General features: G+C 73.1%; 21 protein-coding genes, 1 tRNA gene and 1 pseudogene. 14 read left to right on the top strand and 9 right to left on the bottom strand.

The annotated features are described in order from the left end of the window. Positions 1-100: 100 nt before the first annotated feature. Both J2S46_RS15525 and J2S46_RS15520 read right to left on the bottom strand, forming a co-directional pair. Positions 101-691 (bottom strand): isochorismatase family protein, encoded by a 591-nt coding sequence (locus J2S46_RS15525; RefSeq protein WP_191290079.1) that lies wholly within the window; start codon positions 689-691, stop codon positions 101-103. 170 nt (positions 692-861) lie between these two features. Further along, on the bottom strand, positions 862-2,175 hold the full coding sequence (locus J2S46_RS15520; RefSeq protein WP_191290078.1) for a nicotinate phosphoribosyltransferase: 1,314 nt from the start codon (positions 2,173-2,175) through the stop codon (positions 862-864). A 312-nt stretch (positions 2,176-2,487) separates the two neighbouring features. Here J2S46_RS15520 and clpS point away from each other — a divergent pair, with 312 nt between their 5' ends. From clpS to J2S46_RS15490, 7 genes are all read left to right on the top strand, one after another. Next, positions 2,488-2,781: an ATP-dependent Clp protease adapter ClpS gene (gene clpS / locus J2S46_RS15515; RefSeq protein ID WP_073923055.1), complete on the top strand. Its 294-nt coding sequence runs from the start codon at positions 2,488-2,490 to the stop codon at positions 2,779-2,781. Positions 2,782-2,866: 85 nt separating this feature from the next. Beyond that, a complete protein-coding gene (locus J2S46_RS15510) occupies positions 2,867-3,442 on the top strand; it encodes a DUF2017 domain-containing protein (protein ID WP_191290077.1) in 576 nt (191 codons plus the stop codon). A 229-nt stretch (positions 3,443-3,671) separates the two neighbouring features. Continuing rightward, positions 3,672-5,114 (top strand): amino acid permease, encoded by a 1,443-nt coding sequence (locus J2S46_RS15505; protein WP_191290076.1) that lies wholly within the window; start codon positions 3,672-3,674, stop codon positions 5,112-5,114. A gap of 35 nt (positions 5,115-5,149) precedes the next feature. Next, a complete protein-coding gene (locus J2S46_RS15500; protein ID WP_191290075.1) occupies positions 5,150-5,581 on the top strand; it encodes a M67 family metallopeptidase in 432 nt (143 codons plus the stop codon). Positions 5,582-5,751: 170 nt separating this feature from the next. Further along, positions 5,752-5,871 (top strand): putative leader peptide, encoded by a 120-nt coding sequence (locus J2S46_RS40855; RefSeq protein WP_329495163.1) that lies wholly within the window; start codon positions 5,752-5,754, stop codon positions 5,869-5,871. A 98-nt stretch (positions 5,872-5,969) separates the two neighbouring features. Beyond that, positions 5,970-6,248, top strand: coding sequence for a MoaD/ThiS family protein (locus J2S46_RS15495; protein ID WP_190211342.1), 279 nt, complete (start codon positions 5,970-5,972; stop codon positions 6,246-6,248). Positions 6,249-6,342: 94 nt separating this feature from the next. Beyond that, positions 6,343-7,311 (top strand): PLP-dependent cysteine synthase family protein, encoded by a 969-nt coding sequence (locus tag J2S46_RS15490; protein WP_191290074.1) that lies wholly within the window; start codon positions 6,343-6,345, stop codon positions 7,309-7,311. Between the two features lie 96 nt (positions 7,312-7,407). Here the strand turns inward: J2S46_RS15490 and J2S46_RS15485 are convergent, their stop codons facing one another. Next, positions 7,408-7,857 (bottom strand): type II toxin-antitoxin system PemK/MazF family toxin, encoded by a 450-nt coding sequence (locus tag J2S46_RS15485; RefSeq protein WP_229912717.1) that lies wholly within the window; start codon positions 7,855-7,857, stop codon positions 7,408-7,410. A 225-nt stretch (positions 7,858-8,082) separates the two neighbouring features. Between J2S46_RS15485 and J2S46_RS15480 the strand changes: the two genes are divergently transcribed. Continuing rightward, positions 8,083-8,277, top strand: a complete 195-nt coding sequence (locus tag J2S46_RS15480) for a helix-turn-helix transcriptional regulator (RefSeq protein ID WP_191290073.1) — start codon at positions 8,083-8,085, stop codon at positions 8,275-8,277. 346 nt (positions 8,278-8,623) lie between these two features. After that, positions 8,624-9,370: an MBL fold metallo-hydrolase gene (locus J2S46_RS15475; RefSeq protein ID WP_191290072.1), complete on the top strand. Its 747-nt coding sequence runs from the start codon at positions 8,624-8,626 to the stop codon at positions 9,368-9,370. A gap of 435 nt (positions 9,371-9,805) precedes the next feature. On the opposite strand, the gene J2S46_RS15470 is transcribed toward J2S46_RS15475, so the two are convergent. Then, a complete protein-coding gene (locus J2S46_RS15470; protein WP_191290071.1) occupies positions 9,806-10,720 on the bottom strand; it encodes a branched-chain amino acid transaminase in 915 nt (304 codons plus the stop codon). Between the two features lie 143 nt (positions 10,721-10,863). Between J2S46_RS15470 and J2S46_RS15465 the strand changes: the two genes are divergently transcribed. After that, positions 10,864-11,922, top strand: coding sequence for a helix-turn-helix transcriptional regulator (locus tag J2S46_RS15465; RefSeq protein WP_191290070.1), 1,059 nt, complete (start codon positions 10,864-10,866; stop codon positions 11,920-11,922). A 91-nt stretch (positions 11,923-12,013) separates the two neighbouring features. Here the strand turns inward: J2S46_RS15465 and J2S46_RS15460 are convergent, their stop codons facing one another. The 4 genes from J2S46_RS15460 to J2S46_RS15445 all read right to left on the bottom strand — a co-directional run bounded on the left by J2S46_RS15460 (position 12,014) and on the right by J2S46_RS15445 (position 18,226). Further along, positions 12,014-13,300, bottom strand: a complete 1,287-nt coding sequence (locus tag J2S46_RS15460) for an LLM class flavin-dependent oxidoreductase (protein WP_191290069.1) — start codon at positions 13,298-13,300, stop codon at positions 12,014-12,016. Continuing rightward, the gene (locus J2S46_RS15455) at positions 13,297-14,328 is read right to left on the bottom strand and encodes an LLM class flavin-dependent oxidoreductase (protein ID WP_191290068.1); all 1,032 of its coding nucleotides are present in this window, start codon (positions 14,326-14,328) and stop codon (positions 13,297-13,299) included. The genes J2S46_RS15460 and J2S46_RS15455 overlap by 4 nt, the downstream gene beginning before the upstream one ends. Before the next feature lie 367 nt (positions 14,329-14,695). Beyond that, complete coding sequence (locus J2S46_RS15450; RefSeq protein ID WP_191290067.1) at positions 14,696-15,982, bottom strand: PTS transporter subunit EIIC; 1,287 nt, start codon at positions 15,980-15,982, stop codon at positions 14,696-14,698. Between the two features lie 954 nt (positions 15,983-16,936). Further along, positions 16,937-18,226 carry a PTS transporter subunit EIIC gene (locus J2S46_RS15445; protein ID WP_191290066.1) on the bottom strand — a complete coding sequence of 430 codons (1,290 nt, stop codon included), beginning with the start codon at positions 18,224-18,226 and terminating at the stop codon, positions 16,937-16,939. Between the two features lie 361 nt (positions 18,227-18,587). On the opposite strand from J2S46_RS15445, the pseudogene J2S46_RS15440 reads away from it, so the two are divergent. The 4 genes and pseudogenes from J2S46_RS15440 to rdgB form a co-directional block, all read left to right on the top strand. Beyond that, positions 18,588-18,824 (top strand): annotated as a pseudogene (locus tag J2S46_RS15440) (PTS sugar transporter subunit IIB); the annotation flags it as partial. 105 nt (positions 18,825-18,929) lie between these two features. After that, positions 18,930-19,655, top strand: coding sequence for a ribonuclease PH (gene rph / locus J2S46_RS15435; protein WP_190211352.1), 726 nt, complete (start codon positions 18,930-18,932; stop codon positions 19,653-19,655). A 157-nt stretch (positions 19,656-19,812) separates the two neighbouring features. Continuing rightward, positions 19,813-20,202: a hypothetical protein gene (locus J2S46_RS15430; protein ID WP_073923071.1), complete on the top strand. Its 390-nt coding sequence runs from the start codon at positions 19,813-19,815 to the stop codon at positions 20,200-20,202. A gap of 49 nt (positions 20,203-20,251) precedes the next feature. Next, positions 20,252-20,860 carry an RdgB/HAM1 family non-canonical purine NTP pyrophosphatase gene (gene rdgB / locus J2S46_RS15425; protein ID WP_191290065.1) on the top strand — a complete coding sequence of 203 codons (609 nt, stop codon included), beginning with the start codon at positions 20,252-20,254 and terminating at the stop codon, positions 20,858-20,860. 69 nt (positions 20,861-20,929) lie between these two features. On the opposite strand, the gene J2S46_RS15420 is transcribed toward rdgB, so the two are convergent. Beyond that, positions 20,930-21,014 (bottom strand) — tRNA-Leu (locus J2S46_RS15420). Positions 21,015-21,313 lie beyond the last annotated feature (299 nt).

Below are 21,313 nucleotides of genomic sequence, written 5' to 3'. Positions count from 1 at the left end.
TTTCGTGCCCGGTTCGTTGCCGTGCGGTCCGCGGCGCACCGTCCGGGCCTCCGGCCCCCCGTCCCCCGTCCATGGCGACCCGCCCACGGCCGGGGTGGGGCTACCCGCCCACCACCGGGGTGCCGACCAGCACGACCCCCGCGGCCCGCAGTTCCTCCAGCGCGGCGGCGGTGGTGTCCGGCGCCACGCCCGCCGTGAGGTCCAGCAGGACGCGGGTGGTGAACCCGGCCCGGGCCGCGTCCAGCGCCGTCGCCCGGACGCAGTGGTCGGTGGCGATGCCGACCACGTCCACCTCGGTGACCTGGCGCTCCCGCAGCCACTCGGCCGCTCCCAGGTTGTTCTCGTCGAGGCCCTCGAACCCGCTGTAGGCCGCCGAGTAGGCGCCCTTGTCGAAGACCGCCTCGATCGCGCCGGAGGTGACGGAGGGGGCGAAGTTGGGGTGGAAGCCCACGCCCTCGGTGCCCGCGACGCAGTGCACGGGCCAGCTGTCGACGTAGTCGGGCTCGGCGGAGAAGTGCGCTCCCGGGTCGATGTGGTGGTCCCGGGTGGCCACGATGTGGCGGTAGGCGGGGGACGACTCGGCGATCAGGTCGGTGATCGCGGCGGCCACCTCGGCGCCTCCGGCGACGGCCAGGCTGCCGCCCTCGCAGAAGTCGTTCTGCACGTCGACGACGATCAGTGCCCGGTGCATGGGTCGCATCCTCGGTTGTGAAGGTGGTGGGGCAGGTAAGTGGTGGGGCTGGGTGCTGGCAACTCTAGGGAGTGACGTGCGCGGGCGGAAGTGCCGCGGGGCGCGTGCGCCCCGGCTCGCTCCGCCCGGCCGGGGCGCCCCCGGGGCCGGACCGGCCGTCCGGCACCCGGTCAGGCGGTCCGCTCGGTCGCCAGGACCGGCTCGCCCTTCGACAGCTGGGTCGCGGACAGCGGCAGGGCGGCGAGCGACCGGAGGTGCCGCTCGCGGGCCGCCACCAGCGGCTCGCGGCCCACGCTCTCGCCGTTCAGGACCAGCGGGACCTGCAGCAGGTGGCCGGCCAACTCCTCGGGGACGGGACCGGTGCCGATCACCTCGGCCTCGGCGACGCCGTCCGCGTCGGGCCGCCGGGCGGCCCACTTGCGGCCGCCGACGCTGCTCTTGGCGCCGGCCGAGCGCTTGGCGACCGGCACCAGCGGCCCGCCGGGGACGCTCTCCCTGGCGACCAGCTTGTAGACCATGGCGCAGGTCGGGTGGCCGCTGCCGGTGACCAGGCTGGTGCCCACCCCGTACCCGTCGACGGGGGCGGCGGCGAGCGCGGCGATGGCGTACTCGTCCAGGTCGGAGGTGACGATGATCCGGGTCTTGCGGGCGCCGAGGTCGTCCAGCTGGCGGCGGACCCGGTGGGCGAGCAGGGTCAGGTCGCCGGAGTCGATCCGGACGGCGCCGAGCTCCGGGCCGGCCACCTCCACGGCGGTGCGGACGGCCTCCTTCAGGTCGTAGGTGTCGACCAGCAGGGTGGTGCCGCGGCCCATCGAGTCGATCTGCGCGGTGAAGGCGTCCCGCTCGGTGTCGTGCAGCAGGGTGAAGGCGTGCGCGGCCGTCCCGGTGGTGGGGATGCCGTGGGTGAAGCCGGCCTCCAGGTCGGAGGTGGCGGTGAAGCCGGCCACGTAGGCGGCCCGGGCGGCGGCCACGGCGGCGCTCTCGTGGGCCCGCCGGGCGCCCATCTCGATGCAGGGGCGCCCGCCGGCGGCCGAGGTCATCCGGGAGGCGGCGGCCGCGACGGCCGAGTCGAAGTTGAGGATCGACAGGACGACCGTCTCCAGGATCACCGCCTCGGCGAAGCTGCCCTCGACGGTGAGCAGCGGCGAGCCGGGGAAGTACACCTCGCCCTCGGGGTAGCCGTGGATGTCGCCGGTGAAGCGGTAGTCGGCCAGGTAGCGCAGGGTGTCCTCGTCGACCACGCCCTGGTCGGCCAGCCAGTCGAGCTGCGGGGTGGTGAAGCGGAAGTTCTCCACCGCGTCCAGCACCCGGCCGGTGCCGGCCGTCACGCCGTAGCGGCGGCCGTTGGGGAGGCGGCGGGTGAACACCTCGAACACGGAGCGGCGGTGCGCGGCTCCGCTGCGCAGGGCGGCCTGCAGCATGGTGAGCTCGTAGCGGTCGGTGAGCAGCGCGGTCGAGCCGGCCGCGCGGGAAGTGGCGTCCATGGGGAGGATGCTACTACCACTTAGCGTCAGTTTGACGATTTCTCTGCCGGGATGTTTCGGCGAGCTTCGAAAGTTCGTGCGCCCGTCACCCGCCGCCCGCTCCGGCGCCGGTTCCCGGCCGCCGCGGCCGCCCGTCCGGCGCCCCGTCCCCGTTGCCGCGGAGCCTGTCCCGCCCGGCCGCGTCGACCCCTTCCGGCAGGGTCTGTCCGGTTCCTCCCGGCGATCCCGGGTCGGAATCGCCCACGGGTCCCCCGGATGGCAGCATGGGGAGCGAAAGAGCATGTGGGAAGCGTGCGAGGAGGAGAGCCAGCGGTGAGTGTCGCGCCCGTCGAGATCGAGCGCCCGGAGGTCGAAGGCCTGCCGGTGGTGGAGCCGGACACACCGTGGGTGACGATCGTCCACAACGACCCGGTCAACCTGATGAGCTACGTCCAGTACGTCTTCCAGGCCTACTTCGGCTACCCGAAGGACAAGGCCAGGAAGCTCATGATGGAGGTGCACACCAAGGGCCGGTCGGTGGTCTCCAGCGGGTCCCGCGAGGAGATGGAGCGCGACGTCCAGGCGATGCACGGCTACGGCCTGTGGGCCACCCTTCAGCACGACTGACGACCCGGCGCGGCCCGCGTGAGCGGGCCGGACGCGGGCGCACCGGTGCTACCGAGCAGACGACGAGACGGGCTGACCGATACAGATGGCTGGGTTGTTCGAGAGTGCCGGCGGCGGTGGCGCGGCGATCGCGCTGGACGAGCTGGAGGCCTCCATCCTGCGCTCGCTGGAAGTGCAGATGCTGGAGCTGGTCGGGCCGGGGCCGGGGGAGGGCAGTGACGACCCGCTGGCGGCCCTGTTCGCCGAGGGCCCGAGCGAGGCCCCCAGCGACCCGGCGCTCGCCCGGCTCTTCCCCGACGCGTACGGCGAGCCCGGGGCGCCCGCCGACGCCGGCACCCGGGAGGCGGCCGCGGAGTTCCGCCGCTACACCGAACTCGACCTGCGGGCCCGCAAGCGCGACAACGCGCTGCACGTGGTGCGGGCCCTGGACGGGCTCGGCGGCGAGGGCGGCGTGCTGAAGCTGGCGGCGCCGGACTGCCTGCACTGGCTGGGCGCGCTGAACGACCTGCGGCTCACCCTGGCGGCCCGGCTGGAGATCACCGAGGAGGACGAGCAGGGCCTCTACCGGCTGCCCGACAGCGACGAGCGCAAGCCGCTGGTGATGGCGTACCTCTGGCTCGGTGGCATGCAGGAGTCGCTGCTGGAGGCGATGGCCGACTGACCCGCCGTCCGGCGGCGCCGGATGCCGTCCGGCTGCCCGTCCGGCCGTCCGGCGGCCCGTCCGCGACCTGCCGACCCTCTGTCCGAATCGTGGACAGGGGGTCGTCGCATTGTCGGGCGAACCAGGCGAAACGCTGACGTGACATGCTCAAATATCGCTCAGATGCGCACCGGTATCCGGGCATCGCGTGGTACGACTGCTCCACCCCACGAGAGCAGGACGGTGCACCATGGCCGAGCAGATCTACGACGAGGTGTCGGACCCCCGACCGGACGAAGAGGGCTACGCCCGCGGCCTGGGCAGCCGGCAGATCCAGATGATCGCGATCGGCGGGGCGATCGGCACCGGCCTCTTCCTGGGCGCCGGCACCGCGATCTCCAAGGCGGGGCCCAGCCTGATCCTGTCGTACGCGGTCGCGGGCGTGGTGATCTTCGTGATCATGCGCGCGCTCGGCGAACTGCTCACCTACCGCCCGGTGTCGGGCAGTTTCGCCGAGTACGCCCGGGAGTTCCTCGGCCCGTTCGCGGGCTACGTCACCGGCTGGACCTACTGGCTGTTCTGGGTCGTCACCGGCATGGCCGAGACCACCGCCGCCGCCGTCTACGTGCGGTTCTGGGAGCCGGGGATCCCGCAGTGGTGCAGCGCGCTGGTCTTCCTGCTGCTGCTCTACGCGGCCAACCTGATCTCGGTGAAGCTGTTCGGCGAGATCGAGTTCTGGTTCTCGATGGTCAAGGTGACGGCCATCATCGGCATGATCCTGATCGGCATCGGTGTCCTCACACTGGGCTTCAGCGACGCGGGTGACACCGCGTCGATCACCAACCTGTGGCAGGACGGCGGCTTCTTCCCCAAGGGGATCGGCGCCACCGTGATGACCCTTCAGATCGTCATGTTCGCCTACCTGGGCGTCGAGCTGGTCGGCGTCACGGCGGGCGAGAGCGAGGACCCGCAGAAGACCCTGCCGCGCGCCATCAACACCCTGCCCTGGCGGATCGGCCTGTTCTACATCGGGGCCCTGACGGTCATCCTGTGCGTGGTGCCGTGGACCGAGTTCCAGCCCGGCGTCAGCCCGTTCGTCGCCGCCTTCGGCAAGATCGGCATCCCGGCGGCGGCCGGCATCATCAACTTCGTGGTGCTCACCGCGGCGCTCTCCTCCTGCAACTCCGGGATGTACTCCACCGGCCGGATGCTGCGCGACCTCGCCCTGCGCGGCCAGGCGCCCCGCCGGATGGGCACGCTGAACGGGCGGCGCACCCCGGCGGCGGCGATCACCGCCTCCACCCTCCTGATGGGCCTGGGCGTGGTGCTCAACTACCAGGTCCCCGCCAAGGCGTTCGAGTACATCACCTCGGTCGCCACCGTCTGCGGGCTGTGGACCTGGGCGATGATCCTGATCTGCCAGATCCGCTACCGAACCGCCTGGCAGAAGCGCCACCTGCCGGAGCCCGGCTTCAAGGCGCCGACCGGCGTCTGGTCCAGCTGGGCCGCGCTGGCCTTCCTGGTCCTGGTGGTCGTCCTGATCGCCTTCGACGAGGACAGCCGGATCTCGCTGTACGTCTTCCCCGCCTGGGCCGCCTTCCTGGTGATCGGCTACCAGGTGCTCAAGCGCCGCAGGCCGGAGGCGGTCCACGGGGTGCCGCACGACCACCTGCACGCCGGCGGCGGACGCTGAGTCCGGGCCCGGGGCGCGCTGGCTATCCTGACCGCATGCTGACCATCACCCGCGAACTGCACGACGCGATCGTCGCCCACGCCCGGGCCGACCACCCGGACGAGGCCTGCGGCGTCATCGCCGGACCGGCCGGCACCGGCCGGCCCGAGCGGTTCATCCCGATGCTCAACGCGGCGCGCTCGCCGACGTTCTACGAGTTCGACTCCGGCGACCTCCTCAAGCTCTACCGCGACATGGACGACCGGGACGAGGAGCCGGTGGTGGTCTACCACTCGCACACCGCCACCGAGGCCTACCCCTCGCGCACCGACGTCTCGCTCGCCTCCGAGCCGCACGCGCACTACGTGCTCGTCTCCACCGCCGAGGGAACCGGGCCCGACGACCCGTTCCAGTTCCGCTCGTACCGGATCGTGGACGGGGAGATCACGGAGGAAGACGTCCAGGTCGTCGAGGCTCACCAGCCCTGACCGCACCCACCTGGATTCCGGCCCGCCGGGCGCCCACCAGCGCCCGGCGGGCCTTCACGTGCCCGGGCCGCACCCCCGCCGTTCACCCGAATCTCATCAGGAGATACGGAAACATCCGGATCGCGAGACGGGAATGTCGGAGCGGGCCCGGGAATCTATACGATGAGCCCATGCGTTCCGTCGATGTGAGCACTCAGGCACCGGGCACCCGCCTCGTGGCGCGCCTGCACGTCGACCTGTGCCGGCTCGCCAGCGCGATCTGTCCCGGTACGTCCGCCGGCTCCCGCTGAGCCGCCCGCCCCGGCCTGCCGCCCGGCACCGACGCCCGGGGCCACGCCCTGCCGCGCCCCTGCGGCCCACCCATCCCGACCTGCACAGGAGCGCACTCATGGCCATCGAGGTCCGCATCCCGACCATCCTCCGTACCTACACCGACGGGGCCAAGTCCGTCGAAGGCTCCGGCGCCAACCTCGGCGAGCTCATCGCGGACCTCGACGCCCGCCACCCCGGCATCGCCACCCGGCTGCTGGAGGGCGGCGACCTGCGCCGCTTCGTGAACGTGTACCTGAACGACGAGGACGTCCGCTTCCTGGAGGGCATCTCCACCGCCGTCGCCGACGGCGACAGCGTCACCATCCTCCCCGCCGTGGCTGGCGGCGCCCGCTGACCGAGCTCCCGGGCCCGTCCGCCGGCACCGGCGGACGGGCCGCCGCGCTCCACCACCCTCACCCACGCCGCACCGCCCGCCGCCGGAGGCTCCCTTGCGTTACGACAGCCCGCTCGAAGCCGTCGGCAACACCCCGCTGGTGCGGCTGCCCCGGCTCTCGGCCGCCGTCCCCGGGAACGAGGCCGGCCAGGTCTCGCTCTGGGCCAAGCTGGAGGACCGCAACCCCACCGGCTCCATCAAGGACCGCCCGGCCCTGCACATGATCGAGCGCGCCGAGGCGGCCGGGCTGCTCACGCCCGGCTGCACGATCCTGGAGCCGACCAGCGGCAACACCGGCATCTCGCTCGCCATGGCCGCCAAGCTCAAGGGCTACCGGATGGTCTGCGTGATGCCCGAGAACACCAGCGAGGAGCGCCGCGAACTGCTGCGGATGTGGGGCGCCGAGATCATCGGCTCGCCCGCCGCCGGCGGTTCCAACACCGCGGTGCGGATCGCCAAGGAGATCTCCGCCGAGCACCCCGACTGGGTGATGCTCTACCAGTACGGCAACCCCGACAACGCGGGCGCGCACTACGCCACCACCGGCCCCGAGATCCTCGCCGACCTGCCGACCGTCACCCACTTCGTGGCGGGTCTCGGCACCACCGGCACCCTGATGGGCGTGGGCCGGTTCCTGCGCGAGAAGGTCCCCGGCGTGCAGATCGTCGCCGCCGAGCCGCGCTACGACGACCTGGTCTACGGGCTGCGCAACCTCGACGAGGGCTTCGTCCCCGAGCTGTACGACGCCGAGGTGCTCACCACCCGCTTCAGCGTGGGCTCGGCGGACGCCGTCCGCCGCACCCGGGAGCTCCTGCAGGAGGAGGGCATCTTCGCGGGCGTCTCCACCGGCGCGATCCTGCACGCGGCGGTCGGCGTGGCCCGCAAGGCCGCGGCGGCCGGCGAGCGCGCGGACGTGGTCTTCGTGGTCGCGGACGGCGGCTGGAAGTACCTCTCCACCGGCATCTACACCGCCGGGAGCACCGAGGACGCGGTCGAGGCCCTGCAGGGCCAGCTCTGGGCCTGACGGGTCACGCGCCCGGTCCGCCGCCGCAGGGCGGGGGAGCCACCCCGGCGCGCGGCCCCGCTCGGCGGGCCGGGGACGTCCGGCGCGCCCGACCGGTCAGGCGCCGCGCCGGGCCCGCGCCCAGGTCCGCTCGTCGAGCGGGCCGACCCGGCGGCGGAAGGCGGCCAGCGGCACCTCGCGCAGCTCGTCCGTCTCCAGCCAGCTGGTCCGGCCCCGGGCGTCGCCCACCGCGCCGGGCGGCAGCGCCAGCACCCCCGGACGCTCCGCGTGGTGCTTGCTGGTGATCTTCGCGACGGTCGCCGTCCGGCGGTTCACCCGCAGGACCAGGCACGGCCGGTCCTTGGCCCCCGGACCGTCCTCGAACGGCACCTCGGCCCACCAGATCTCCCGCGGCGCCGGGCGCCCGCCCGACCCGCCCCGTGCGGGCCCGGACCCGCCCCGCGGCGGGCGTCCCGGCCCCGGGCCCCGCCGGGACCTGCGCGCCAGCACCCCCACCAGCACGGCCAGCGCCACGGCCGCCGCCCCGACCACCCAGTACGCGTTCACACCCAGTACCCGTTCATCCGCCCGACCGTACCCGGCCGGGCCGGGGCCCGGAACTCCCCCCACCACGGTGACCGCCGTGACACTTGGGCATTTATCCGTTCTCTGCCCCTGATTCGTCACAAAACAGTCACCGCGTCCGATCCACGGCGAAGTCGACCCGCCGGACGGAAAGGCTGGACCCGCAGCCGAGGCCGGCCTCGGAGCTCCCCGCCCGAAGGTGGCCCCATGACCGCGCACAGCGCCGACCTCTGGTCGTACGCCGAGATCGCCCGCCACATCAGCGTCCAGCCCGAGACCGTCCGCAACTACCGCCGGCACGGGCTGCTGCCCGAGCCCGACTCGCACGACACCGCGGGGCACCCCCGCTGGCACGCCGACACCATCAGGGCCTGGGCCCGCAGCCGGCCGCGCCACCGCTGACCGGCCCCGCCCCGACCCGGCCGACCACCCCGACCGCCGGCCTCCGCGGCCCCGACCGCCGGCCTCCGCGGCCCCGCCCGCTCAGTCCCCCGTGCGCCCCCGCCCCCGGCGCGCCGGGGGCCGCGCGCGCCGCCCGCCACCGCCCCCGTCCCGCAGCGTTCTGGTGATTCCAGCCACAGCCCGGCACGGAGACGGGGGCAAAGTGCCTCTGCGCCCTTACTCTCGACACGCGAACGCAGTGCTACCGACCGGTGTACCGACGGGTAGCGACGGGCCCGACGGACGACCGGGCCCGGACAGCCATGACCAACAGCAGCCAGGACGTGTCGGGGCGGAGGGGCTCGGTATGAAACTGACCGTGGTGGGGTGCTCGGGAAGCTTCCCGTCCACCGAATCGCCGTGCTCCAGCTACCTCGTGGAGGCCGACGGCTACCGCGTCGTGCTCGACCTCGGCAACGGCGCCCTCGGCGCCCTGCAGCACTACTGCGGCCTGTACGACGTCGACGCCGTACTGCTCAGCCACCTGCACGCCGACCACTGCATCGACCTCTGCGCCTACTGGGTCGCCCGCAACTACCGGGCCGAAGGCTGCCCCGAACTCCTCCCCGTGTACGGGCCGGCCGGTACCGCCGAGCGCCTCGCCCGCGCCTACGACATGCCCGAGGAGCCCGGCATGCGCGAGGTCTTCGACTTCCGCACGCTGAGCCCCGGCAGCTTCGACCTCGGCCCGCTGCGGATCACCGTCGCCCAGGTCAACCACCCCGTCGAGGCCTACGCCTTCCGCGTCGAGCACCAGGGCCGCTCGCTGGTCTACTCCGGCGACACCGGCGAGTGCGCCGACCTCGTCGACCTCGCCCGCGACAGCGACCTCTTCCTCTGCGAGGCCGCCTACACCGACGGGCGGGACACCTACCAGGCCGTCCACCTCAACGGCCGCGAGGCCGGCGAGCACGCCACCGCGGCCGGCGCCCGGCGCCTCGTCCTCACCCACATCCCGCCGTGGACCGACGCCGAACGCAACCGCAAGGACGCCGTCGCCGCCTACGCCGGGCCCGTCGAGATCGCCCGGTCCGGCGCGGTCTACGAGATCTGACCGCTCGCAGTCCCTTTCCCGGAACCCCGAAGATCCCTCCGGATCCCCCCGCGGCCCCCGCACGTCCTGGTGAGTGAGCGGCACGCCGGCCGCGCACAGTCGCCGGGCCCGTGGGGCCGGCCGTCTTCGCGCCACACTCATCGGGCTTGTTCCGTGCTGCCCGGACACGGCCTTTCGTCGGCCCGGGCGGACCGGGTCCCCGACCGCGTCCCCGTCCACGCCCGCCGCGTCCACGCCCGCCCCGGCATCGGCCGACCGGCTGGCCGCCACCGGCGCCGACGGCAGCCGCACCGGTCTCTTCGCGGGCATCGCCGCGCTCCTGATCGGCGTCGGCATCGCCGCCTTCGCCGTCGTCCGGCGCCGACGGCACCGCGTGAGCGGCCGTCCGCCCGGCTCCGCCGCCCCAGCGGCCCGGCCGGGCGGTCCGGCGAGCGGTCACTCCACCCAGGTGAGCCAGTGCCGGTAGCGCGGGTCGGCGCCCGAGACCGCGGCCAGGTACGCCTCCCGCAGCCGGTCGGTGACCGGCCCGGGCGCGGCCGGCAGCTCGCGGTCGTCCAGCGAGCGGACCGCGACCACCCCGGCCGCCGTCCCGCAGACGAACAGCTCGTCCGCCGCGTACAGGTCCGAGCGCAGCAGGCTCTCCACCCGGACGGGCAGGCCCAGATCGCGGGCCAGCGTCAGCACGGTGTCCTGGGTGATGCCCTCCAGCGCGCCCGCGCTGGCCGGCGGCGTGCGCAGCACCCCGTCACGGACGGCGAACACGTTCTCCCCGGTGCACTCGCTCACCGAGCCGTCCGGGCCCAGCAGCAGCGCCTCGTCGTAACCCGCGTCGTTCGCCTCCCGGCGGGCCAGCACCGAGTTCAGATAGGGGCCGGTGGCCTTCGCGGCGGGCGGCACCGCGTTCGGGTCGTTCCGCCGCCAGCTGCTGGTCTTCAGGGTGATCCCGGCGTCCGAGCCCGGGAGTTGGCCCTGCCATTCCCAGCCCGCGATCGACACCGTGACCGGTGAATGCCGCATGTCGATCCCCATCGAGCCGTACCCCAGGAACGCGAAGTGCCTCAGGTAGCAGGACTGGTGGCCGTTGGCCCGGACCAGCTCCGCCGTGGCCTTCGTCAAGTCATCCGCACTGTAGGGGAGTTGCATGCGCAGCATATGGGCGCTGCGCTCCAGCCGGCGCAGGTGCTCCGGCAGCCGGAACACCGCCGGGCCGTCCGCGGTCGCGAACACCCGGGTGCCCTCCAGCACCCCCGTGCCGTAGTGCAGGCCGTGCGTCAGCACATGGGTCCGCGCCTCGTGCCAGGGCACCAGCGCGCCGTCCAACCAGATCGTCGAAGCTTCGGGAAGAGCCATGCGCACCATGGTGGCCACCGCGGCCGGCCGGGTCAGCCTCCCCGGCGCGGCCGGAACAGGTCGTGGCCGGGAGCGGAACCGGCGTCCGTCTCGCCCCTCGGAAATCCCGGCCCGGCCCGCCCGCGCCTCACTAGGCTGCGCCGATGGAGCGCACCGAGCACGCGCAGACGCCCGCCGACAGCGACGCCGTCCGGCTCTACGCCCGCCTGCTCACCGACCCCGGCCGCCCGCCCGGCGCTCCCGACCCCGGTTGGGACGGCGCGCGACTGGCCGCCGCCACCGCCGAACTGCGCGCGCTCGGACTGCTCCAGCCCACCGCCGCCGACACCGGCGGGCACGCCACGGTCTCCGTCGACACCGCCGTCCGCCAGCTGCTGCTCGACGCGGACCAGCAGATCGGCGCCCTGTTCGACGCCGTCCGCCGTACCCGGGACACCGTCGAGCGGCTGCACGACGGCTACCTGCCCGTGCAGGAACGCCACCGCGCCGAGCACCCGCTCGAACTCGTCCGGGGCGCCGACCGGATCGCCGCCCTGCTGGAGGACGCCGCCCGCGGCGCCCGCACCGAGGCGCTCTCGCTCCGGCCCGGGCAGGACGCCTCCGAGCCGGCCCTGGCCGGCAAACTCGCCCGCGAACGCCTCGCCCTCGCGCACGGCGTGGCGATGCGCACCGTCTACCCGGCCGCCGCCCTGCGCCGCCCCACCGTCCTCGCCCACCTGCGGGAACTCACCGCGGCGGGCGCCCAGATCCGGGTCGCCCACACCCTCCCGCTCTGGCTGATCGGCGTCGACGCCCGGGTGGCGATCCTGCCCGCCCCCGGCTCGGTCCGGACGCCCGGCCCGGCCCACGCGCCCGGGGCCGAACCGGCCGAGGCCCCCGGGCCGCAGGCCGCCGCGGCCGTCGTGGTCCGCGAACCAGCGCTGGTCGCGATGATCCGCCAACTCTTCGAGTACTTCTGGGCCGGCGCCTGGACCCCGCCCGAACTCCTCACCGGCAGCCGCGCCGCCCCCGCCGCGCCGGCCGGCCGCCACCAGGAGGTGCTGCGGCTGCTCGCCGCCGGGCTCACCGACGCCGCGATCAGCCGCAAGCTGGAGGTCTCCGAGCGGACCGTCCGCCGGCTGGTCGCGGAGCTGATCGCCGACCTGGGAGCGGAGAGCCGCTTCCAGGCCGGCGTGCACGCCGCCCGTCTCGGCCGGCTGTAGGTCCCGCGCGGGACAGCCCCCGCGCTGGACATCCCCGTCCTGCGCCGGGCGGCGCTCGCCGCCCCGTCCGGTCCGTCCGCTCCGCCCGGGCTCAGCCCCCGGCCGGGGACGGCAGCCCGAGGTGCTCGCGCAGCGTCCGGCCGGTGTACTCCGTCCGGAACACCCCGCGCTCCTGCAGCAGCGGCACCACCTGGTCGACGAAGTCGTCCAGGCCGCCCGGAGTCAGGTGCGGCACGAGGATGAAGCCGTCCGCGGCGTCGTTCTGCACGTGCTCGTCGAGCTGCGCCGCGACGGTGCTCGCCGAGCCGATGAAGGACTGCCGCCCGGTCAGCTCGATCACCAGCTCACGGGTGGTCAGGTTCTTCTCGGCGGCGGTGGCCCGCCACCTGGCGGCGATCTCCAGCGGGTCCCCCAGCCTGGTCCGGCCCTGCACCAGCTCGCTGTCGGGCACCGGGTCGGCCGCCGGCAGCGGCCCGTCCGGGTCGTGGTCGGAGAGGTCGACGCCCCACACCTGCTCCAGGAACGCGATCGCCGTCCGCGGCCCGACCTGGGCCCGGCGGATCTCGGCCGCCCGCTCGTGGGCGTCCGCGTCGGTGTCGCCCAGCACGTACGTCACCCCGGGCATGATCTTCAGGTCGTCCGGCTTGCGCCCGTACGCGGCGAGCCGCCGCTTCACGTCCGCGTGGAAGGCCTGCCCGGCCTCCAGCGTGCTGTGCCGGCTGAAGATCACGTCCGCCGCGGAGGCCGCGAACTCCCGCCCCTCCTCCGAGTCGCCCGCCTGGATCACCACCGGGTGGCCCTGCGGGGGACGCGGCAGCGACAGCGTGCCCGTCACGTCGAACTGCGGTCCCGCATGGCGCACCTGCGCGCCGTCGGCGTCCCAGAACTCCCGGGCGAGCCGGACGAACTCGGCGGCCCGGGTGTAACGGTCGGCGCGGTCCAGGTAGCCGCCGCGGCGGAAGTTCTCCCCGGTGAAGGCGTCCGAGGAGGTCACCACGTTCCAGGCCGCCCGGCCCTCGGACAGGTGGTCGAGCGAGGCCAGCCGCCGGGCCAGTTCGTACGGTTCGTTGAAGGTCGCGTTCACCGTCGCCGCCAGCCCGAGCCGGTCGGTGACCGCCGCCAGCGCGTTCAGCACGGTGATCGACTCCGGCCGGCCCACCACGTCCAGATCGTGGATCCGGCCCTTCACCTCCCGCAGCCGCAGCCCCTCGGCGAGGAAGAAGAAGTCGAACTTCCCGCGCTCGGCGGTCTCGGCGAGATGCCGGAACGAGGAGAACTCGATCTGGCTGCGGGAGGCCGGGTCCGTCCACACCGTGGTGTTGTTGACCCCGGGGAAGTGCGCGGCGAGGTGGATCTGCTTCAGCGGACGGCCGGTCATCGGGACACCTCGGCGGGGGAGCGGGTGGCGGCGGGGGCGGTGGCGGCGACCGGGTCGGGGCCGGCGGCGTAGCGGCTGGCGGGCCGGGCCAGGCCGAGGTGGTCGCGCAGGGTACGGCCGGTGTATCGGGCCCGCAGCAGCCCGCGGGCCCGCAGGGCCGGCGCCACCCGGTCGGCGAAGGCGGCGAGGTCACGGCCGGGATCGGCGGGGACGAGGTGGAACCCGTCCACCCCGCCGGTGCGGGCGATCCGCTCGGTCAGCGCGTCCGCCGCGGCCCGGTCGGGGAGGGCGAGGCCGAGGCGCAGCAGGATCCGCAGCTGCTCGCCGGCCTGGAGCCGGAGCCGGTCGGCGGCGGCCCGGGCGGCGTCGGGGCCGGGGGCGTCCAGCAGGACGACGTCGGCGTACCGGGTGGCCAGGGCGGTCCGCTCGGGCAGGTCGTCGGCGGCCAGCGCCACCACCACGACCGGGCGGCCCTGGGGCGGGCGCGGGGTGATGGACGGGCCGCGGACCGAGAAGTACCGGCCCTGGAAGTCGGTGTAGTGCAGCTTCTCGCGGTCGATGAAGCGGCCGGTGGCGATGTCGCGGATCTCGGCGTCGTCCTCCCAGCTGTCCCAGAGCCGGGCGGCGACCTCGACGGCGTCGGCGGCCTCGGCCCACAGCTCCGGCGGCGGGGCGACCGGCCGCCGGCCGAAGGCGCGGGCCTCCTCCTCGGTGCCGGAGACGGTGACCAGCCAGCCGGCCCGGCCCTCGCTCACCCAGTCCAGGGTGTTGACGGAGATCGAGGTGTGGAACGGCTCGGTGTGCGTGGTGGTGACGGCCGGTACCAGCCCGATCCGCCCGGTCGCCGGGGCGAGCCGGGCGAAGGCGGCCAGGGCGTCCGGCCGGTGCGGTGCGGCGGTGAAGGAGTCGTCCAGGGTGACGAAGTCCAGGGTGGCGCGCTCGGCGGCCCGGGCGAGCGCGGTGTAGTGGTCGGCCCGGACGTGTCCGGGGCTGTCCAGGGCAGCGGAGAAGTGCAGCTGGCGGGGCATGGGGAAGCCTTGATTTCCTCGTGCGGGTACGTGGCGGGGAGCCCTTGACGGGCGACACGAGTTGCTGGGGGCGGGCAGGGCCGGGCGGGGTCGTCAGCCGGGCAGCCGCGGGGGAAGGGGTCAGGCGCGACACGCCGCGGACCACACGCGACCGAAGTCGATGTGGCTGCGGGTGACCAGAATGCGCCGGGCCTTCATCGCCCCAGTGGACCAGCGATCTTGCCGATTCGTCAACCGTCTTCCGGAGGACGCCCCGTCCGGTCCGGTCCGGGTGGGCCCGGACGGGCACGAAAACGCCCCGCCCCACCGCTCGGGCAGCGAGCGGCGGGGCGGGGCGGGTGACGCGGGGTGTGATGGCGCGTGGGCGTCAGGCCTTGGTGACGTCCTCGATCTCCTCGTCGTCCTCGCGACCGGGGGTCTTGAGGTCGAACTTGGTGATCGCGAAGCGGAAGAGGAAGTAGTACAGGGCCGCGAAGACCAGGCCGATCGGGATGATCATCCAGGGGCTGGAGGCCTTGTTCCAGGCGAGCGCGTAGTCGATCAGGCCGGCCGAGAAGGTGAAGCCGTCGTGCACGCCGAGGGCCCAGGTGACGGCCATCGAGACGGCGGTCAGCAGCGCGTGGATGACGTACAGGGCGGGGGCGATGAAGACGAAGGCGAACTCGATCGGCTCGGTGACACCGGTGACGAAGGAGGTCAGGGCCAGCGACATCATCATGCCCATCACGGCCTTGCGGCGGTGCGGCTTGGCGGCGTGCGCGATGGCCAGGGCGGCGGCGGGCAGCGCGAACATCATGATCGGGTAGAAGCCCGACATGAACTGTCCGGCGGTCGGGTCGCCGGCGAAGAAGCGGTTGAGGTCGCCGTGCACGACGGTGCCGTCGGCCTTGGTGAAGTCACCGGTCTGGAACCAGGCGTAGGAGTTGACGAACTGGTGCATGCCGACCGGCAGCAGGCCGCGGTTGACCAGGCCGAAGGCGCCCGCGCCGAGCGCACCGGCACCGATCAGGGTGTCGTTCAGGCTCTTGATGGCGTCGCCGATGGGGCCCCAGGTGAGGGCGAAGAGCACGCCGACGGCGGTCCCGACGAAGGCCATGATGATCGGGACGAGGCGGCGGCCGTTGAAGAAGCCGAGCCAGTCGACCAGCCGGGTGCGGTGGTACTTCTGCCACAGCATGGCGGCCAGCAGGCCGATCACGATGCCGCCGAGCACGCCGGGGTTCTGGTAGGTGGCGGCGAGGTACTTGCCGTCGACCACCTTGGCCTCGGTGATCGGGAAGGCGGTCAGCACGTTCTTGTAGACCAGGAAGCCGACCAGCGCGGCGAGCGCGGTGGAGCCGTCGGCCTTCTTGGCGAAGCCGATGGCGATGCCGACCGCGAACAGCATCGGCAGGTTGCCGAAGACCGCGTCACCGGCGGTGACGAAGACGGAGGCGACCTTGCCCCAGCCGAGGCCGTCCTTGCCGAAGACGTCGTCCTGGCCCAGACGGAGCAGCAGGCCCGCGGCGGGCAGCACGGCGATCGGGAGCTGGAGGCTGCGGCCGATCTTCTGCAGCCCCTGGAGGACGCTCTGGCCGTACTTCTTGGCGGGGCTCGGCGCCGAGGCCGGGACCGGGGCCGCGTCGGGCGCCGGTGCCTTCGCAGACGTAGTCATGGGGGAGGTTCCTTACGGCAGGGGCGGTCGGGTGGAGCAGGGGACGAGGACCGCCGCGAACTGGTCTACACCACACGTGGTGTAGACCAGTTTTCTAGCACGAGCCGAGAAGGGGGGGAACCCCGGATAGGGGCACGGGCGGGAAGCGCTATGAAATCGAAACCTTCCCGAGGATTCGCGATCATGTTTCCGGGGAGCGGATTGGGACTTTGGCGATTTGCGCAACAAAATGGCCGCCCGGCGCCGGCCGGCGGGGCCGGTCGGGCGGTGGTGGACGAACGGTCGGCCCCCGGGGATGTCCGCACGGCCACCTCCCCCGGGGCGGCCCCGGGCCGGACGACGGCGAACGGCGGGCGGCTGCCGTGAAGGCCGGGTGAGCACGATCCGGACCGGCCGGCTGGCGCCGCCGGGACGCCCCGGGCGCCGTCCGCAGGGGCCTGGCCTGCGGCGGTGTGCGCGGCACTCCGCCTGACCGGACATCATCACGAACAAGTAGCCTGCCACGAACCGGGGGCGATGGAATCCGAAGTGGTCGATCATCGCCGGAACTGCACAACTTCGCCCGGATCGCGACACGCGCCGGGCGGCCGGACCCGAGGGCATTCCGCCGGATTTCCGGCCCCCCGCCGTCCGGCCGCCCGGAACGGCCGCCGGGACCACCCGGAATGCCGCCGACCTGCCTAGGGGCGACACCCGCGGGGCCGCCGGGTGGCCCGCCGGCCCCGCCGTCACCGCCACCCGGCCCAGGGGCGGGCCCCTCGGGCACCGGCCCCGCCGCCCGGCCCCGGCGTCACCGGCCGGCCGGCCCCTCGGGCGGGAGCTGTCGAAAGGGCGGGGAAATCTGCCGCGGGGAATTCGGTGCAGGCGTTTACAGCAGTTGTTACCGGCCGTTCCGGCACGGAATAGGCCCCCGGGCCGAAAGGGCGGGGGCCTGCTCCGCGGGAGAATTCCCGGCTACGCCTTGGTGACGTCCTCGACTTCGTCCTCGTCCTCCCGGCCGGGCGTTTTCAGGTTGAATCTCTTGATGATGAAGAGGAACAGCAGGTAGTAGACCACCGCGAAGCAGAGGCCGATCGGGATGATCAGCCAGGGTTTGGTGGCCAGCGACCAGTTGATGACGTAGTCGATCAGGCCGGCCGAGAAGCTGAAGCCGTCGTGCACCCCCAGCCCCCAGGTGACCGCCATCGAGGCGCCCGTCAGCAGGGCGTGCACCGCGTACAGGGCGGGGGCGATGTAGGCGAAGGAGTACTCGATCGGCTCGGTGACGCCGGTGACGAAGGAGGTCAGGCCGACCGACAGCATCAGGCCGTAGATCTCCTTGCGGCGGTGCGGCTTGGCGGCGTGCGCGATGGCCAGGGCGGCTGCGGGCAGGGCGAACATCATGATCGGGAAGAAGCCGGAGGTGAACTGCCCGGCCGTCGGGTCGCCCGCGAGGAAGCGCGGGATGTCGCCGTGCACCACCTCGCCGTTCGCCTTGGTGTAGTCGCCGAACTGGAACCAGACGAAGGTGTTGAGCAACTGGTGCATGCCGATCAGCAGCAGGGTGCGGTTGGCCACGCCGAAGATCCCGGAGCCGCCGGAGCCGAGGTCGACCAGCCACTGGCTGAAGTCGGTCATGGCCCGCCCGATCGGCGGCCAGACCCAGACCGCCAGGCAGGCCAGCAGCATGCCCATCAGGGCGGTGATCATCGGGACCAGGCGGCGGCCGTTGAAGAAGCCCAGCCAGTCGACCAGCTTGGTGCGGTGGAAGCGGACCCAGAGCCAGGCGGAGAACAGGCCGATCAGGATGCCGCCCAGGACGCCGGGGTTCTGGTAGACGGCCGCCTCGGCCGCGAGCGACTGCGGGTCCACACAGCGGTTGCCGATCAGCTTGGTCGGCGCCGGGCAGACCTCCGGGAACGCCTGGAGCACCTTGTAGTAGACCAGGAAGCCGACCACTGCGGCGAGCGCGGTGGAGCCGTCCGCCTTCTTGGCCATGCCGATCGCCACGCCGATGCAGAACAGCAGCGGCAGGCCGAGTCCGGAGTCGAGCAGGGCGCCGCCGGCCGCCGCGAAGACCTTGGCGACGTTGTCCCAGCCGAGGCCGTCCTTGCCGAAGACGTCGTCCTGGCCCAGCCGGTTGAGGATGCCCGCGGCGGGCAGCACGGCCACCGGCAGCTGGAGGCTGCGACCCATCTTCTGGAGGCCACCGTAGAAGCCGTGCCACCATTTCGCCTGTGACGATGCGGCGCCCGCTGAACTCATCATGGCCCTCCGAGAGCAGTGCCCGGTCCGTGTCGGTCGGCGTGAGCTCTCGGAACACCTGGGGCGTTTCCCGCGTTCACCGGAGTGGACGTAAGATTGGTGTAGACCACTCGGGTGCTGTGGGTGGCGTGCCAGGCGACCGGAGGTTCCGCTCCCCGCCATCCTCGGACGAAGATCCAGAGGGCGCGCGCCGAAGTGCGCCAAACGTGGACTAACCTGGCAAACCGGTCGAACTCGGGTGATGCTGGTCGCGCTGCTGACGCGACACGGCACATGAGCCCGCGTCAGCGCCGACCACACACCGCAGCACAAGGCAGTACGGCACCCGGCAAAGCAGCCGACGCCGAGACAGAGGGAGAAAGACATGGCCAGCAAGGCTGAGAAGATCGTCGCCGGTCTCGGCGGCATCGACAACATCGAAGAGGTCGAAGGCTGCATCACCCGCCTGCGCACCGAGGTCAAGGACGCCTCCCTGGTCAACGAAGCAGCCCTCAAGGCCGCCGGCGCCCACGGCGTCGTGAAGATGGGCACCGCCATCCAGGTCGTCATCGGCACCGACGCCGACCCCATCGCGGCCGACATCGAAGACATGATGTGACCTGACCCCACCGGTCACCCACACGGCCCGCCCAGCAGCACCCGCTGCCGCGCGGGCCGTCCGCGTTCCCGAGCCCGCCACCAGGACCGACTACGCTCGGACGCTATGTCACGCATCGACGGCCGCACCCCCGACCAGCTCCGCCCCATCACCATCGAACGAGGCTGGAGCAAGCACGCCGAAGGCTCCGTCCTCGTCTCCTACGGCGACACCAAGGTGCTCTGCACCGCCAGCGTCACCGAAGGCGTCCCCCGCTGGCGCAAGGGCAGCGGCGAAGGCTGGGTCACCGCCGAGTACTCCATGCTCCCGCGCGCCACCAACACCCGCGGCGACCGCGAAGCCGTCAAGGGCCGCATCGGCGGCCGCACCCACGAGATCAGCCGCCTCATCGGCCGCTCGCTGCGCGCCGTCATCGACCACCGCGCCCTCGCCGAGAACACCATCGTCCTCGACTGCGACGTCCTGCAGGCCGACGGCGGCACCCGCACCGCCGCCATCACCGGCGCCTACGTCGCCCTCGTGGACGCCGTCTCCTGGGCCCGCGACAAGAAGATCCTCCGCGCCAAGGGACAGCCCATCACCGGCGGCGTCAGCGCCGTCAGCGTCGGCATCATCGACGGTGTCCCGATGCTCGACCTCCAGTACGAGGAGGACGTCCGCGCCGAGACCGACATGAACATCGTCTGCACCTCCGACGGCCGCTTCGTCGAGGTCCAGGGCACCGCCGAAGGCGCCCCCTTCGACCGCGCCCTGCTCGACCAGCTCCTCGACCTCGGCACCCTCGGCTGCGCCGAACTCGACGAGATCCAGCGCAAGGCCCTCGGCGCCTGACCGGTCCGACCCGCCGCGCGCGACACGGGCTCCGGACACCGGCTGCTGTACAGGCCGGGCCCGGAGCCCGTACCGTTCCCGCAGCACCCCGCACCGGGAACCACCGGAACACCACCGGCGTCCTTCCCCGCGGAACCCGCGCACCCAGGAGGACCGGATGCCCCAGAGCATCACCCGCCCCGCCACCCTCGCCGCGGCGGCGCTGATCGCGATCCTCCCGCTCAGCGCGGTCAGCTGCTCGGCGGCTCAGAAGGCCCTCGACTGCGGCAACACCGCCATCAAGATCAGCAGCGACATCACCGACGTCACCACCGCCTTCAACAACGCGAGCAACGACGCGGCCGCCGCCGGACAGGCCCTCCAGAAGCTCAAGAACGACCTCGACCAGCTCGGCAAGAACTCCAAGAACACCGACGTCTCGAAGGCCATCACCGACCTCACCACCCAGGTCGACAAGGTCCAGCAGGCCGTCAACGCCAAGCAGGTCCCCGACCTCAAGCCGCTCGGCGACGCCGCCGGCAACCTCACCCAGGTCTGCACCGGCTGACGCCGCGCCCGGCCCGGGCACCCGCCCCGACTTGGCTAGGGTGGAGCCCATGAGCACCCGCCGACTCGTCCTCGCCACCCGCAACCAGCACAAGGTCACCGAGCTGCGCGCCATCCTCGGCGCCGCCGGACTGGACGTCGAGCTGGTCGGCGCCGACGCGTACCCCGAGATCCCCGACGTCGCCGAGACCGGCGTCACCTTCGCCGAGAACGCCCTCCTCAAGGCGCACGCCCTCGCCAAGGCCACCGGACTGCCCGCCGTCGCCGACGACTCCGGCCTCTGTGTCGACGTCCTGGGCGGCGCCCCCGGCATCTTCTCCGCCCGCTGGGCCGGCAAGCACGGCGACGACCGCGCCAACCTCGACCTGCTGCTCGCCCAGCTCTCCGACATCGCCCCCGAGCACCGCGGCGCGCACTTCGCCTGCGCCGCCGCCCTGGCCCTGCCCGACGGCACCGAGCGCGTGGTCGAGGGCACCCTGCCCGGCACGCTGCGCACGGCCCCGGCGGGCGACGGCGGCTTCGGCTACGACCCGCTCCTCCAGCCCCACGGCGAGACCCGCACCTGCGCCGAGCTGACCGCCGGCGAGAAGAACGCGATCAGCCACCGCGGCCAGGCCTTCCGGGCGCTGGCGCCGGTGGTGCGGGAGCTGCTGGGCTGACGGAGCGTCCGCCGGCACGTCGAAGGCCCGCTCGGAGCGATCCGAGCGGGCCTTCGTTTCTGAGGCAAGTGCGGCCGGAGGGATTCGAACCCTCACGGGCACAAGGCCCACTGGCACCTAAAGCCAGGGCGTCTGCCGATTCCGCCACGGCCGCATGCGCTCAGTCTAGGGGGTCTGCCGCTCCGTGGACACTGTCATTTGCCGCTGCGGCGGTACCTGATCGGCCTTCATGGATGACGCCCGCCTGTTCTGTCCCGGCCGTAGTACGTGTCCGTGGTGGCCTGGCAGTCCCGAAGTGCCGGAGCCGGCGCCCGATGTGGGCCTGCGTTCCCCCCGCACTGACGCCGGCCCAGGTGGCGCGCGACGCCGGCGATGCCGCGGGAGGCCTCCTTCAGCACTTCCTTCGCGCAGGTCGTGCCGGTCGGAGTGAAGTGGGAGGTGTCGATCGCCCAC

The organism is Kitasatospora herbaricolor (genome assembly GCF_030813695.1).
Classification (GTDB): domain Bacteria; phylum Actinomycetota; class Actinomycetes; order Streptomycetales; family Streptomycetaceae; genus Kitasatospora; species Kitasatospora herbaricolor.
This window is presented reverse-complemented; position numbering and strand designations above follow the sequence as displayed.